At 59.4% G+C, this 14,725-nt stretch carries 15 protein-coding genes; 10 read left to right on the forward strand and 5 right to left on the reverse strand.

Features of this window, described 5'->3' with window-relative positions; genetic code table 11:
• Nucleotides 1-52 precede the first annotated feature (52 nt).
• From CORAM0001_RS03725 to CORAM0001_RS03755, 7 genes are all read left to right on the forward strand, one after another.
• Nucleotides 53-607: a 2-isopropylmalate synthase gene (locus tag CORAM0001_RS03725; protein WP_005510166.1), complete on the forward strand. Its 555-nt coding sequence runs from the start codon at nucleotides 53-55 to the stop codon at nucleotides 605-607.
• Nucleotides 608-826: 219 nt separating this feature from the next.
• The gene (locus CORAM0001_RS03730; protein ID WP_040361084.1) at nucleotides 827-3,979 is read left to right on the forward strand and encodes a Na+/H+ antiporter subunit A; all 3,153 of its coding nucleotides are present in this window, start codon (nucleotides 827-829) and stop codon (nucleotides 3,977-3,979) included.
• Nucleotides 3,976-4,491, forward strand: a complete 516-nt coding sequence (locus CORAM0001_RS03735; protein ID WP_005510181.1) for a Na(+)/H(+) antiporter subunit C — start codon at nucleotides 3,976-3,978, stop codon at nucleotides 4,489-4,491. The genes CORAM0001_RS03730 and CORAM0001_RS03735 overlap by 4 nt, the downstream gene beginning before the upstream one ends.
• Nucleotides 4,481-6,187, forward strand: coding sequence for a Na+/H+ antiporter subunit D (locus CORAM0001_RS03740; RefSeq protein ID WP_005510080.1), 1,707 nt, complete (start codon nucleotides 4,481-4,483; stop codon nucleotides 6,185-6,187). The genes CORAM0001_RS03735 and CORAM0001_RS03740 overlap by 11 nt, the downstream gene beginning before the upstream one ends.
• Nucleotides 6,184-6,810: a Na+/H+ antiporter subunit E gene (locus CORAM0001_RS03745; protein WP_005510109.1), complete on the forward strand. Its 627-nt coding sequence runs from the start codon at nucleotides 6,184-6,186 to the stop codon at nucleotides 6,808-6,810. Before CORAM0001_RS03740 ends, CORAM0001_RS03745 begins: the two co-directional genes overlap by 4 nt.
• The gene (locus CORAM0001_RS03750; protein WP_005510176.1) at nucleotides 6,807-7,217 is read left to right on the forward strand and encodes a monovalent cation/H+ antiporter complex subunit F; all 411 of its coding nucleotides are present in this window, start codon (nucleotides 6,807-6,809) and stop codon (nucleotides 7,215-7,217) included. The genes CORAM0001_RS03745 and CORAM0001_RS03750 overlap by 4 nt, the downstream gene beginning before the upstream one ends.
• Complete coding sequence (locus CORAM0001_RS03755) at nucleotides 7,214-7,564, forward strand: monovalent cation/H(+) antiporter subunit G (protein ID WP_005510100.1); 351 nt, start codon at nucleotides 7,214-7,216, stop codon at nucleotides 7,562-7,564. Before CORAM0001_RS03750 ends, CORAM0001_RS03755 begins: the two co-directional genes overlap by 4 nt.
• A 73-nt stretch (nucleotides 7,565-7,637) precedes the next feature.
• Here CORAM0001_RS03755 and CORAM0001_RS03760 read toward each other — a convergent pair whose 3' ends face one another.
• The 4 genes from CORAM0001_RS03760 to CORAM0001_RS03775 form a co-directional block, all read right to left on the reverse strand.
• Nucleotides 7,638-8,861: a glutamate--cysteine ligase gene (locus CORAM0001_RS03760; RefSeq protein WP_005510221.1), complete on the reverse strand. Its 1,224-nt coding sequence runs from the start codon at nucleotides 8,859-8,861 to the stop codon at nucleotides 7,638-7,640.
• Nucleotides 8,862-8,878: 17 nt separating this feature from the next.
• Entirely contained in the window at nucleotides 8,879-9,436 is a 558-nt protein-coding gene (locus tag CORAM0001_RS03765; protein ID WP_005510155.1) for a hypothetical protein, read from the reverse strand.
• Between the two features lie 97 nt (nucleotides 9,437-9,533).
• The gene (locus CORAM0001_RS03770; protein WP_005510229.1) at nucleotides 9,534-10,454 is read right to left on the reverse strand and encodes a LytR C-terminal domain-containing protein; all 921 of its coding nucleotides are present in this window, start codon (nucleotides 10,452-10,454) and stop codon (nucleotides 9,534-9,536) included.
• A gap of 51 nt (nucleotides 10,455-10,505) precedes the next feature.
• On the reverse strand, nucleotides 10,506-10,853 hold the full coding sequence (locus CORAM0001_RS03775; RefSeq protein WP_040361086.1) for a DUF3263 domain-containing protein: 348 nt from the start codon (nucleotides 10,851-10,853) through the stop codon (nucleotides 10,506-10,508).
• Between the two features lie 200 nt (nucleotides 10,854-11,053).
• On the opposite strand from CORAM0001_RS03775, the gene CORAM0001_RS03780 reads away from it, so the two are divergent.
• Nucleotides 11,054-11,635, forward strand: a complete 582-nt coding sequence (locus tag CORAM0001_RS03780) for a peptide deformylase (RefSeq protein WP_005510195.1) — start codon at nucleotides 11,054-11,056, stop codon at nucleotides 11,633-11,635.
• Nucleotides 11,636-11,638: 3 nt separating this feature from the next.
• Nucleotides 11,639-12,838 carry a GNAT family N-acetyltransferase gene (locus CORAM0001_RS03785; protein ID WP_005510084.1) on the forward strand — a complete coding sequence of 400 codons (1,200 nt, stop codon included), beginning with the start codon at nucleotides 11,639-11,641 and terminating at the stop codon, nucleotides 12,836-12,838.
• 46 nt (nucleotides 12,839-12,884) lie between these two features.
• On the opposite strand, the gene CORAM0001_RS03790 is transcribed toward CORAM0001_RS03785, so the two are convergent.
• The gene (locus CORAM0001_RS03790; RefSeq protein ID WP_244261986.1) at nucleotides 12,885-13,727 is read right to left on the reverse strand and encodes an RDD family protein; all 843 of its coding nucleotides are present in this window, start codon (nucleotides 13,725-13,727) and stop codon (nucleotides 12,885-12,887) included.
• A 151-nt stretch (nucleotides 13,728-13,878) separates the two neighbouring features.
• Between CORAM0001_RS03790 and CORAM0001_RS03795 the strand changes: the two genes are divergently transcribed.
• Nucleotides 13,879-14,676, forward strand: a complete 798-nt coding sequence (locus CORAM0001_RS03795; protein WP_005510081.1) for an exodeoxyribonuclease III — start codon at nucleotides 13,879-13,881, stop codon at nucleotides 14,674-14,676.
• Nucleotides 14,677-14,725: the final 49 nt, after the last annotated feature.

Below are 14,725 nucleotides of genomic sequence, written 5' to 3' on the forward strand. Positions count from 1 at the left end.
TTGGTTGGTCCGCCACTCACAGCAAAGCAATTAAGCAAAGGACCAGAAAAGAATGTTTTCCACTCGCACCCAGAAGAACATGTCCACTTCGACGACCTTCACGGGCAAGCGCCCTTCGTTGGAACACCAGGACAACGGCAATGTGCGAACTTATTCCGACGATCCGTTTAGGGCTCGCTTCGGACATCGCCTGCCTCGTGGCTTGAGGCAGGAAGCTCGTGGCATGAACTGGCAGAAGTTCAAGGACACTTACTCCCCCACAAACGGCCCAGTCCAAATCAAGAATTTCGAGGCAACCCGTGGCACCCTGGGCCGCTGGAACTTTAACGCTGATTTGTCGCTGACCGACAAGGACGGCCACACCCGCACCTTCAACCAGGAGATCACCGCTATGGGGCCGGTGTCGGCTTGCACCAACTTGCTGGCTGATGCAGGTTACCGCGTTGAAATCGTGGAGTTCCACCAGTTCGAGATTTTCGAGGCTACGGCTACCTTTGTCTACGCAGGTCACAACAATGACCATGTGTGGACCATGGGCTTTGGCCAGACTCCGGAGGCTTCCGTGCTCTCCGCTTTGGTCTGTGCTGCTAACCGCCTGCATGGCTAATGCACAGGTGACATTCGAGTAGCACACGAGTAACAAATGCGCCAATCGTGGGGCTTGGCAGTCGATTGCCAAGCCCCAAAAAATGCCTAAATTCCCACCCCCGAATTTTCACCACACCGGAAAACTTTTCCCGTTTTCCCACACTCGGTTAACCCCGTTTTGAATACTTAAGTCCCTAAAACGGGGTTGCAGGAACCGGTGTGTTCCATTCATTATGGAATGGTGACTTCTCTCCTGTGCATCCTGTTCCTTACGGCAGCGATTGCACCATGGACGATTAAGTGGCTCGGAACCCGCGGGTTTCTCGTTCTCAGCCTCCCTCTGGCAGGTGGCGCTATCTACACCGGCGCCCATCTGGTTCGCTTAGCTCTAGCGAATGCAAACGGGGAAACCTCCGCAACCACGCAACCCGCCGTCACGCATTTTTCGTGGATGCCCATTATCCACTTGGATGTAAACCTGCGATTAGGTCCTATTGAATCGCTCTTCGGCACACTGGTTTTGACCATTGGCTTTCTCGTACTGGTGTATTGCTCCGGATACTTCGTCAACCCGCCGTCCGGAAAACGTCGTCGCATAGGCTCCTTCGCAGCTCAAATGGTTGCCTTCGCCGCGGCTATGTACGGCCTGGTCATCAGTGACAACATCATGCTGATGTTTGTCTTCTGGGAAATTACCTCGGTTCTTTCCTTCCTCCTGGTGGGCTACTATGCCGAGCGAGCTTCCTCCCGTCGCGCAGCGGGCCAGGCGCTCCTGGTCACAACGCTGGGCGGACTGATTATGCTGGTCGGTATCGTCCTGATGGGAGTGACCACCGGCTTCTGGAACTTCTCCGATCTCACAGCACCTGGCGCGCTGACCACGTCGCAGCTGAACTCCGCAGCAGTCTCCACAGCCGCAATCCTGCTGGTCATCGGCGCACTTTCTAAGTCCGCTATCGCGCCCTTCCACTTCTGGTTGCCCGGCGCAATGGCCGCCCCTACCCCGGTTTCTTCTTTCCTGCATTCGGCAGCGATGGTCAAAGCCGGTGTGTTCCTGGTCGCTCGACTTGCGCCAACTTTCAATGCCACCAACGCGTGGCAACCAATCATCATCCCGCTCGGCCTGTTGACCATGATTATGGGTGGCTGGATGGCTCTGCGCCAGATGGATCTCAAGCTGATCATAGCGTATGGCACTGTCAGCCAGTTGGGATTCATCATCACGGTAGCGTCGATAGGCACGCGTGCGACGATGCTGGCAGCCCTGGCGCTGACTCTCGGACACGCCATGTTCAAGGCCGCGCTGTTTATGATCGCGGGAACGATTGACAGGCTGACGGGTACGCGCGATATCCGTAAGATCTCTGGCCTGGGCAAAAAGTCGCCACAGCTGCTGGTGATTTCGATTCTCGCCGCCGCCTCGATGATGGGTGTGCCGCCGTTCTTCGGCTTTGTCGCAAAGGAAGCGGCTCTGGAGGCCACGCTCAATGCTGAACCACTGCACGGTATGCCGTCGGTGTTTACCACCATTGGCCTGGTCGTAGGCTCGATTCTTACCGTGGCGTACTCGCTTTACCTGCTGCGTGCCGCGTTTGCGACCAAGTCCAGCACGCACGCCAGCGGCGGTGGCACTTCCCCCGCCGTCGCCGAGATGGATTCCCCGACCTGGGACCAGATTGGCCCGGCATGGCTGCTGGCGCTGGCAGGTCTGGTTTTCGGTCTGATTCCACGGGTCCTCGACTCGACTATCTCGCCCTACCTCACCAGTGCCTTCCCGAATGCGGAAGCAGAATCGCACCTGGCTCTCTGGCACGGTTTCACCCTTCCTCTGGCGCTGACAGCCACAATTCTGGTCACAGGCGGCATCATGCACTGGCAGCGCAAACTGGTGCGTCAGCTACAGTTTGAGCAGCCGGCTCTCGGTAGTGCCGATGCGCTTTACGACGGCATCCTGGACTTGGCCCGCCGTCTTTCTCTCCGTGCCACTGCTGCGACCCAGCGCGGTTCCCTTCCGTTGAATGAAGCGGTCATTTTGCTGACCCTCATCGTGCTGTCCATCGGCGCGTTGTTGCTCGGTGAGCGTGATGAGCTCCGGATGGAACTGTGGGACTCCGCACCGCAGGGCGCCGTCGCACTGATTATGATCATCGCGGCTCTGGCCGCTACCCAACAGAAAAACAGGCTCTCCGGCGTCATCCTGGTAGGTGTGACCGGCTATGGCTTGGCCATTATCTTCGCCATGTACGGCGCGCCTGATTTGGCTCTGACACAGCTGCTGGTTGAGACGGTCTCAATGATTGTTTTCGTGTTGGTGCTGCGCACGCTCTCGCCGCGGGCACCGGCATCGAATCCGAGATGGATACGACACCGTGCATGGCTAGCCATCGCAGTCGGTGTCACTGTCCCCGTGTTGGCCGCCTACGCTATGGGCTCCCGTCGTACTGAGCCGATCTCCGGCGACATTCCGCCGCTTGCTCACGACATTGGACACGGCCAGAATGCGGTCAACGTGCTTCTTGTCGACATCCGCGCATGGGATACCTTCGGTGAAATCACCGTGCTGGTGATGGTGGCACTGGGGATTACCTCGCTGGTATTCCGCACGCACACGATGCACATGCGCTCAAAGATTAAGCCGCAGCGGAATCGTGCTCGCCGCACCACCCGCTGGTTGAACACCATCGATGAGTCCGGTGAAGCCGAGCGGTTGCGCTACCCAATCATGGTTCTAGTGGCATCGCGCGTGCTCTTCCCCGCCATGATGGTGGTTTCCATCTACCTCTTCTTCGCCGGCCACAACGATGTCGGTGGTGGCTTCGCAGGTGGCCTCGTGGCTGCGCTGGCACTGACCATGCGTTATCTCATCGGCGGGCATCGTGAATTGGCAGCAACTCTGCCAATTCCTACCGAGGTACTTCTCGGCGGCGGTCTGCTGGTGTCGGCTCTTAGCGCCGTATGGCCACTGTTCGTGGGTTGGGCTCCGCTGACTTCCTGGTACGGCTCGAGGGAGATTCCGCTGCTCGGCGATGTCACTGTTGTCTCCCCCATGCTCTTTGACCTGGGCGTGTACATGATCGTGGTCGGCACAATCGTCTACATCCTGCGCAGTTTGGGCGGTGGCATCGATGTTCAGATGAACCTTCGCGCTGAGCGTGATCGTTCACGTCGTGTGAATCGAGCCGCACTCGGCCAGTCCCGCCAGCTGCGCAGCAAGTTGGCGGCGGCTAAGCCCGCAGGTGTTAAGCCCGCAGGTGCTAACCCCGCAGGTGTTAAGCCCGCAGGCGTTAAACCTGCTGGCACTAACCCCTCAGGCACTGCCAACACGGCCACCTCGGAGGCCTCAGAACCGACATCCTCAGCTAGGACCGAAGGAAAGGACACTCACCAGTGATTCTCAATTTTGTTCTGCTAGCTACTGTCGGCACGCTGATCGCCACAGGGGTGTACCTGTTCCTCGATCGTTCGTTGACCAGGATGCTCATGGGCCTGTTGCTGATGGGCAACGGTATCAACCTGCTCATCCTGCTTGGCTCCGGTTCCCCGGGGCAGCCACCGATTTGGGATAGGGAGTCGCTTGTCAGCGATGCTCAGGCAGACTCACTGCCCCAGGCCTTCATTCTCACCGCAATTGTTATTTCCATGGGCATGACCGCCTTCCTGTTGGCTCTGCTCTATCGCCAGCACCGCTACCGCATCGGCGATCACGTGCAGGATGACCACGAGGACCGCAGCCTGGCACAGCGTCGCGCCAGCGACCCGTCAGCTGCGCCGGATCACGACAAGTCCGATGACCCCACCACCGGTCGCCCCACGGAGGCCGGCGATAACTTCGGTCCGGCCAGTTTCGAAAAGCCTGTGACCCCACCATCCAACACCCCAGGAGGTGACGACGATGACGACTGAGCAATTAATCCTGGCGCTAATCCCGCTGCCAATCATCGTCCCCGCCGCCACCGCCGCAATTGCTCTGCTGCTGGCGCGTTTCCCAAAAGCACAGCAGGCTATCGCATTGATTTCACTCGGCAGCCTGCTGGGAATCGCCAGCGCGCTGGTGTATCTCATCTACGCCCACGGCATCCACACGGTCCAGGTGGGCGGCTGGGACGGTCCAATCGGCATCACGCTCGTGGCCGACAACCTCGCAGTGCTGATGATTACCGTCTCTCAGCTGGTCCTCTTTGCCGTGATGTGGTTCGGCATCGGCCAGGGTATTAGCGATGGTGACGAAGATGAGCCGATCTCCGTCTTCGTTCCGACGTACATGCTGCTCAACATGGGTGTCTCGATGGCCTTCCTGGCTGGCGACCTGTTCAACATGTATGTCGGTTTCGAGGTTCTGCTCGTAGCCTCCTACGTGCTGCTCACGCTGGGGGCATCGTCGTCACGCACTCGCGCAGGCGTGTCGTATGTGATGGTCAACATGCTGTCCTCGATGGTGTTCCTGCTGGCGATTGGCCTGGTTTATCAAGCAGTCGGCACGGTGAACTTCGCGCATATTTCCCTGCGTATGGAGGACATTCCCGATGGCACCCGCACCGCGATCTTCGCCGTGCTGCTCGTCGCCTTCGCGGTGAAGGCGGCGGTGTTCCCGCTGTCGGCGTGGTTGCCGGACTCCTACCCCACCGCACCGTCAATGGTCACCGCGGTCTTCGCGGGTCTGCTGACGAAGGTGGGTGTCTACGCGATCATCCGCACGCGCAGTGTCGTCTTCCCCGACGGCAGGCTTGACGACGTCCTGATGTGGGCCGGCCTAGCGACAATGCTCATGGGCATTCTCGGCGCCATGGCCCAAAATGACATCAAACGTCTCTTGTCATTTACGCTGGTGTCCCACATCGGATACATGATCTTCGGTATTGCCGTCGGCAATACGCTGGGACTCGGCGGCGCGATTTTCTACATCGTCCACCACATTCTGGTGCAGACAGCGTTGTTCCTGGTGGTCGGGCTTATCGAACGCCAGGCGGGCTCCTCCTCCCTGCGCAGCCTGGGCGGCCTGGCCAAATCCTCACCATTGCTGGCGCTGCTATACCTCGTGCCCGCGCTCAACCTCGGTGGTATCCCGCCGTTCTCGGGCTTCTTAGGCAAGGTCATGCTCATTGAGGCCGGCGCACAGAACGGATCCGCCACCGCGTGGATTCTGGTTGCGGGTTCGATTATCACCAGCCTGCTGACCCTCTACACCATGATTCTCGTCTGGTCGAAGGCCTTCTGGCGCGACCGTTCCGATGCCCCAGAGGGTGACACCGTGCTGGCGCAGCCAGCTGCACTCCGGGAAAGGACTCAAATGGTCGCTATCGCAGAGCGTGACGACGTCGGCAGGATGCCACTCGGCATGGTGATGCCGACGGCCCTGCTGGTGATGGCCTCTGTGGGCGTGACCGTTCTGGCCGGGCCGCTGTCTAATGTGGCTACCGAAGCGGCAAGCAACGTCGCAAATGTTGATGAGTACCGCGCGGCAGTTCTCGGTATCGACTCGGCCGATGATAAGGGCCTAGAACAGCTGGAAAACCCGGGCCGCACCAAGAGCCCGTGGGAGTCGACCCCGGTGACCGAACGTCCCACCAGCACATTGGAAGGGGCAGGTGAAAGCTCATGAGTAAAGCTCGCGCCAAGGTGGCCGCAAAACGACCACCGCGTATTTCAATCCTGCTGTTCCTGTTCACGCTGATTATTTGGGTCATGCTGTGGGGCGAGGTGACATTTGCCAATGTGCTTTCGGGAATCCTGGTAGCCACGTTGCTCAACCTCGCCATGCCTATCCCGCCAAACAGCGCGCTGGATATCAACTTCGGTGGCATGGTGCGACTGTTCGGTTCCTGGACAATCGACTTTGTGAAGGCCTCTATTAGTGTCTCCTGGCTGGCCATCCGACGAGATGATCCGCCGCCGACGGCCATCATCAAAGTCCCTATGCGCACCAATGACGATATTTCGCTCACGACTGCAATGGCACTAATTAACTTGCAGCCGGGCGGCATCATTGTGGACATCGATAAGCGGAAAAAGACGCTGACCATGCACATTCTCGACGCATCGTCGACGGGCAAGGTAGCCGAGCAAATCAACCAGCTAACTCGAATTGAGCGACGGGTGATTCGTGCGTTTGAAAACCGCGATGTCCATGAGCATCCGGCTAAGCCGGCCTCCGGCGGGGAGCAGCCGAGCAATGCGAAAAGCGGCGAAAAGAGCGAAAAGGGCAGCGTAAGGAGTAGCCGATGAACCCGGAAGTTTTTAACACTCTGCTCGGAGTGGCTGCCGCGGGCTATTTCATTGCGGTACTAATCACTCTCGGGCACATGATTGCTGGACCAAATTCGTTGGATCGCTTAGTGAGTCTGGAGTCCATGACCGCAATGCTGCAGGGCATGCTCGCTGCGTTTATGGCATGGAGCTTGGACACCTCAGTGGTCTACCCGATGCTCATCATTGCACTACTCGGATTCCTATCTTCCTTGGCAGTGGCCAAGTTCCGCGTCCCGGACGATGGAAAGACGCCCGCGAAGAGCGCCCGGAAGGGTGTGTCGAAAACAACAAGTAAGGTCATCCCAAAGAAAACCGCTCAGAAAGCAGCGCCTAAGGCAACACCGACGACGGCTCCGAAAACAGTGAAGGGAGAGTCCAAATGATTCTCGTGGCTGACATTATCGCCATCGCACTCATAATCACCGGAATGCTACTGTGCGTTGCAGCGTCCGTGGGATTGATACGCTTCCGCGACACCATCAGTCGCATGCACGCATCCTCCAAGCCACAAACGCTGGGGCTAATTCTGACGCTGTCGGGCTCGCTTGTGCACGTCGCCACGCACGCGTCAGCTCACACAACTACTAGCAGTGACTTGGCTCTGTTGACCCTGATTATCCTGTTTGCTCTGGGTACATCGCCGATTGTTAGTAACCGCGTTGGCCACGAGGCGTTCAAGGAGAGGCTCGTCGACGAGGACAGCCTGGCCCGCGATGACAGCCGGGAATAACGAGAGGACAATGGCCTTAAGTTACTGACTGGGTTCATGACAAAGTGACTAGGCACACACCGCTTAACGACGGCTAGTCGTCTACCTGCTCGCGGAAATCTGCAGGCGCTATCGGATGCCCGGCACGCAGCTCCTGCACCGCAAGATCCACGGCGGCCCGCCACGGGGTATGGCCAATGCGCTCTTCGTTCGCCCGTACCTCGTCCTCGGTAGCCATAGAAGGCAGCGCCCCGGCCGCATCCGCCACAGTGCGCTGACGCTCGTATGCCGCGCCAATTTCCACGATGTTGTTGACGAATTCCAGTTCGGCTCGGCAGCCCAGTTCGTCGGCAAGCGGGGCGAGCTGAACCACAAGCTCACGGAGTTCATCGCGAACCCACCGCTCGTCGGTATCGCGATTGACGATGACCAGCGCGTCCATGCCGTAGCGGGCGGCGCGCCACTTGTTTTCGGCGATGTGCCAGGCCTGCAGCGACGGTAGTTCCTCGCCAGCCTCCCACATGCGGTCGTAGTAAACCGTCAGACAGTGCGTCAATGCCACGATAGCGGCGAGTTCCTGCAGGTTAGAGGTAGCGTCGGCGACACGAATCTCGATGGTGCCGTACTTTGATGCCGGGCGGATGTCCAAGTGCATCGAGCCGGTGTGGTTGATGACGCCGGAGCGGGACTGGTCGTGCATGTAGGACTCCCACTCGGGCCAGGTGTAAATCGCCGGCGGCTGACCCGCGGTGGGCAGCTGCTGATAGAGCAGGCTTCGGTTGGAAGCGTAACCCATGTCCTCACCATTCCAGGCCGGTGAGGAGGCAGACAGCGCCAACATGTGCGGCAGCTTCGTTGCCAGGGCCTGAATAATCGGCCAAACGCGTTCGGAGTCCTTAATGCCAACGTGGATGTGGACTCCCCAGATAATCATCTGGTTACCCCACCACTGAGTGCGGTTGATGATTTCGGAGTAGTGCCCCTTGGCGCTGACCTGCTGAGCAGTACCGCGGGCGAACGGATGCGAGCCCGATGACCACACATCCACCCCAACGCGGTCAGCGGCGTCGAGAACCATGTCCAGCTGGCTTTGGAGCTCCGCTACGGCATCGGGCACGTTCATGTGCACACCGGTGACGAGCTCCACGGTGTTGGCGAGGAACTCGCGCTGGAGCCCATGTCCGGGATGCTCCGCATCGATGATGTCGAGCACCTCGGCAGCAGCGGGGGCGGTGTCGCGCGTTCGTCGGTCGACGAACGCCACTTCCCATTCCACGCCCAGAGATGGCTGCGCCGATCCGGAAAATTGCTCAGTCATACCGTTATTTTTTCACACTAGGAATCGTTTTCCTCAGTTGGCTCCGTCCAGGTGACGGTTTTTGCGCAGGAGGCAAGGTCACCGTTGGAATCGACAAGCGCAACTGTGGTGAAACTGTCCTCGTCCACCTTGGACGGCACGTTCCAGACATCTGCATTCTGTTTGCTATCGACGTGCACTTCGCCGATGACGCCTAACCCCTCAGCCGCGGGGCTTCCGATGCCACTGCAGCCAGATGCACCGCGCGCCTGCACTGTGTACTTGCCTTCCTCCAAAGTAGTGAACTGACCTTTTTCGTCGGAAAGGCCCATCCACCCCTTGGAGCTCATGACCTGGACAGTTGCCAGCATTTTCATTGATCCGTCGTCGTTTGTGCGGATGAAGTTATAGGCGCTGACGCGCTCGGTCAGCTTCGGTGCAGCCGGATCTACGCTCACTGGCGCAGTGCTTGTCGACGCGTCTGCGTTCCCGTCCTTGTCACCGCTGGATTCAACCCCCGAACAGGAAACCAACAGTGTTGCAGCACAACCCAACGCGGTGGCGACAGCAACGCGACGACGCATTACGGCGAACATAAAAACCTCACAGACCTCACTGGCTACTAGCAGAATACTAGTACCCCTTAGTGAGAGACCGAAGTCTGGTGGGCCGGGAGTCTAGTGAGCTGGGAGTCTAGTGAGCCGGGTCAGTGGCGACCACGACGATTCCCGCAGGAGCGTCCCGGAGACGGTCATCGCGCGGTGCGGCTTCCCAACCGTTGTCGTGCGCGATCTGCTCAGCGGCGGCCTTTTCCTCTTCGTTCCTCGGGTCGAAGTAGACGGTGGTCTTCTCCCACACACCCATCTTTTCTTCAGGAGCGTTGCCGGTCTCGCCGGCGCCCCAGCCCTGCTCGCCCATCTGCTTGGACAGGTCATCGGCAAGGCCCACGACCTCAGAGTTGTTCAGGACACTGACTTTGACAGTCTTGCGGTCAATCTGTGGCGCTTCGTTGGCCTCACCCTGTGCCGGCGGATTCTCAGCGGGAGGAACCGGTTTGCCCGGCTCATTTGCCGGTGGCGGCGGCGGGACCTCGCCGTCACCATCTCCAGCAGCACCATCCTTTGCCGGATCACTGCCGTTGGCCGAGTCAGCAGGCGCACCAGAGTCAGCCGGAGCGGATGCCGAGGTGTCATTCTGGCCGGTGTTCTCGGCATCGTCGCCACGCGTGCTCAGGGCGTAGGCACCGTAGGCGACCAGGCACACGCCGATAGCAAGCAGCACGATAGCGAGAACGCGCATGTAGCGGCCATCACCGGCACCGTCGCCGATGTCGCCGTCATCAACACCATCAGCAGCTGCGGAATTGCTAGCAGCAGCCCGAGAGCCAGCACCAGTAGTGGCAGCAGTGGTGGCACCAGCAGCGGCTGCGCCAGCGGCCGGAGCCGCAGATCTGGGCGCTGCGCGTTGAGCATCCGACGGCTCGGAGTACGCATGAGCGCCGCCAGCGGCGGGAGCCTCTGCGTAATCGCTGTACTCATCGAAGTCGTCGAAGTCGTCATCGAGTCGATGACGGCCCGGACGCGGCGAATTCTGAGGGTTTAATTGGTCAGACACATCCCACATCCTATATGTTCCGCCGCCGAACCGTGAAGTGAAACTTGAACCTTATGCGTCTTGGTTGTCCCGCACGGCGCGCAGCCGATGAACCAGCACGGGCTCGGCAGCTTCCGCTGCGGGCGAATCCAAAAGTCGCGAAAGCACCTGGTGGTAACGGATTGTGTTGTTGCCAAAGTCCTCGGCAAAGCGACGTCGAATTGCCTCCTGCCGCGCACCGGCCATACGCGGTCCACGGCGGGCAACTTTCAGCCATTCCTTCTCAAAATCCAGCATTTTCTGTGCCAAAACGGGTTCAATACCGCTGGTATCCCCCGCGAGTCCGAGATGCTCGGCTGAGTCAGGCCGCAGCTCGGTCTCAGGTTCGTGGCTGCCGCCTATGGGCTTCTTGCTCGCCATTTTCCGCACCCCACTTTCCTTCTCGCTCGGCCTGATTTTCTATTCTGCACGACACTGCCTATGCAGATACTTAGTGAAGATACATCGTAAGATCCAGCCACCCAGCCTCACCCAAAAATCCAGCCCGGTCTACAAACACCGAACCCTCCAGACATCACCAGGGGATTTAGAAAACATGGACGCCGAGTAGAATCAGCGGCATGACTATCCGCCCCATTGTGATTGCCGGAGACCCCGTTCTCCACACTCCTACCCAGCCGGTAACCGAGGACGTCTCCGAGCTGCGCGAGCTCATCGAGGACATGTACGAAACCATGGACCGCGCCCACGGTGTGGGGCTGGCTGCCAACCAGGTGGGTGTCGGCAAGCGCCTGTTCGTCTACAACTGCCCCGATGACGACGACGTCTGGCACCGCGGCTGCGTCATCAATCCGGTGCTGACCACCAGTGAAATCCCGAAGACCATGCCTAACGACGACGGTTCCGACGACGAAGGCTGTCTCTCTGTGCCCGGCCTGTCCTTCCCCACCAACCGCGCGGAGAAGGCCGTCGTCACCGGTCTGGATGAAAACGGTGAAGAGGTCCGCATCGAGGCCACCGGTTTCTTCGCCCGCTGCATGCAGCACGAGGTCGGCCACCTGGATGGGTTCCTCTACACCGACTGCCTGACCGGCCGTTGGAAGCGCATGGCCAAGAAGGAAATCAAGCGCGCCGGTTGGACCGAGGGCGGCCTGACCTGGATGCCGGGCGTGGATCCGAATCCGTTCGGCCACGAGGATTAGATCGTGGCGGATAGGCAATTGGAGTCGTCGGCAAGCGAAAATGCAGCACAGAAGCTACCGATTTCCCGCTGGGGCGTCGGTGAAGTGGCGGTGGGACGTCGCGTCATTGTGCGTCGCGCGCTGACCGATGAAGAGGCGCTGGCCAGCGGAAAGAAGACTACGGACGTCATTGGGCACGTGCTCAGCATGGATCCGTTCGTCGTACGTCCGCAGGTTCGCGCTGGCGTGCGTGCCGACGAGTCCGTGGCAGCAGTGGACTTTAGCGATAAGCACATTTTGATTGTGAAGGCCCTGCCGGATCACCCGGTGCGCAATTCGGATATTCGCGCCGTGGAAACTGCGACCGCAAAGGCCTTCCCGGGTATCGCGCATGTGGTGGAGTCGGGCTGGCTACTGCGTGCGGGTGACGGTATTACGGAGCGTTCCAACTCCGCACTGCCGCTCGAACCCGGAGCCAGCACTCAGCCGGTGCCGCTGGAGAAGATTAAGTCGTTTTACGATTCCCACGATTTGCCGGTACGGATTGCGGTTCCGGATCGGATTGCCAAGCCTGCACAGGCACTGGTCGCGGGGCCAGAGTGGACGGTCGGGCCGGACATTGTGGTTATGACGCGCTCGCTCGATGGGGATTTACCGCCCGCTGAGTTGGGGGCTGGTTCGCACAGCGCTGAACAGGTGCTTGATGAGCACAGCGCTGAACATGTGCTGGACAGTCACAGCGCTGAACAGGTGCTGGACAGCCACAGCGCCGAGCTGGCCAACGTGCAGGTGGACATCGCTGATCAACCTGACGACGATTGGCTGGGGCTCTACCATTTCCGTGGCACCACGCTGCCCGAGCATGCGCTACAGCTACTGCGCAATGAAATCGATGGCCGCATGTGCTTCGGTCGACTGCAAGTACCTGACGACAATGCGCCTGAAGGCATGCGCACGGTAGCAATTACGCGCGGCACGTTGACCGAATCGGACGATGGCCGGGTGTGGCTCGGATTCTCCGCTGTGGAAGTCGCAGCCGATATGCGCCGCAGAGGGCTTGGCACACTTCTGGGAATCCATATGATGCACTGGGGTGCGCAGCACGGCGCAGATTCGGCATACTTACAGGTACTGGGCTCAAACGAGGCCGGCATTGCGCTGTACCGGACGCTCGGTTTTACCGAGCACCACCGGCACCGCTACGCGGAGCTGACAGGGGCTTAGGCCTCGGGGCTCACGTTTCGGCCCTGCCCCGCTCGCCCTGATCGCTCTACTTCCCGCGCTTAACCCGTTTAGTCCGCTTCAGCTGCTTCGACTGCGGCTCTTTGCTGCCCATGCGATTGTCCATGTGGCGCTGCCCGCGCTGAAGCTCGCGCGTCTCTGGTTTTTCCACCACTCGCGTGCGAACCGAGAGCTCATGGCGGCCTCGCCCCAGCGGATCGCGGGACGCACCCATCGCAATCCAGCCAGCCAGGCCTGCAGAGACAAACCAACCGGCGACTGGAATCATCGACGGCAGAATCCAGGCATTGCGCACAAAACCATCGCGGGCTGAAACTGGCATCCCGTGTGCACCTTCGATTTTCATGCCCATGGCGTGCTTACCCGGCGACCCGTCGAAGATGGAGTCCCCCGCCACGCGGTAGAGGTAAAAACCACCGGGACCGAGGAAGAGGCTTAACAGCAGCACCATCACACCGCTGTCCGAACTACCCACAATGCTGCCAAGAACTGCAAGAGCAGCAATCAACGCAATATAGATGACAGAATCCACCAGCAGCGCACCACCACGACGTGCCACTGAGCCATTGGCCAGATTGGGGTCAAAGCCCAGGTGTACTGCCATTTGAGCGGTCAGCGGCGCGACTTTGGGATTAGCACTGAGCTCACCGAAGGAAGACACACCATAGCTAGCGGGGTACCCGCTTTCATAGCCGACCGGAATGTTTGCTACCAGATATGGCACTTCCAGATGTGGCACTGCCTGATACGGCATTGCCGCATCGTACGCCGCATATGGGTCGTGCTCCCGATAAGCGCTCCTGCCACTATTATTCAGGTAATCCGCCGGACCGTACTCGTCGCCGTAACGACGATCGTCCCAGTTAGTCAACCTCGAAACTCCCTTTCCTACCGAGCCCTCACACATTTTCGTCTGCCCAGTGTCCACTCTTTATTGTCCGCCCTCTATTGTCACTGCTTTGTTCAACGCATGAGACTGCCATTTCGTTCCCCTTTCACGATCCCCTTTTACAATCGTTGATATGCGAATCTGTGTCTGGAACGTCAATTCGGCCCGAACTCGCCTCGACCGAATGGTGGAAATGCTGCGCCGAAATGACATTGATGTCCTGGCCGTCCAGGAAACCAAGTGCAAAGACGACCAATTCCCCACCGCTACTTTTGAAGAGCTGGGATACCAAGTCGCCCACCACGGCCTGAATCAGTGGAATGGCGTTGCCATCATCTCCCGCGTCGGCCTTGAGGACATCCAGGCAGGGTTCCCCGGTCAGCCCGGTTTCAACAAGGATCCCGACGCAACTCCCTCGTTGGAAGCCCGCCATATCGCCGCTACCTGCGGTGGCGTGCGCGTCCACAGTCTCTACATCCCGAACGGCCGAGACATCACCGACCCGCACTTCGAGTACAAGCTCGAATTTTTGGAGCGGCTCCGTCAGCACATCATCGCCACGCTTGACGACGACCCAGAGGCCACCTTCATGATGGGCGGCGACTTCAACATCGCCCCGACCGACGGCGATGTCTGGTCAATGGCGGCCTTCACGGGGAAAACACATGTCACACCACCTGAACGCGCAGCCTTCTATGCGCTGGAGCAGGCGGGCATGAAGGAAGTGACTCGCCAATTCACCCCAAACCAGTGGACCTACTGGGATTACAAAGCTGGCCGCTTTTTCAAGGATGAGGGCATGCGCATCGACTTCCAGCTCGCCTCCCCCGCCCTCGCGACAAAGGCGTCCGCCGGATTCATCGACATCGAAGAGCGTCAGGGCAAAGGCGCATCCGACCATGCTCCGGTGATTGTGGATTACGAAGTGTAGATAAACGCGGCAGAAAAGCGCGTAAGCATAGCTCCTACAGGGGGTGTCG

Origin of the sequence: Corynebacterium amycolatum SK46, assembly GCF_000173655.1 — a bacterium.
Lineage (GTDB): Bacteria > Actinomycetota > Actinomycetes > Mycobacteriales > Mycobacteriaceae > Corynebacterium > Corynebacterium amycolatum_A.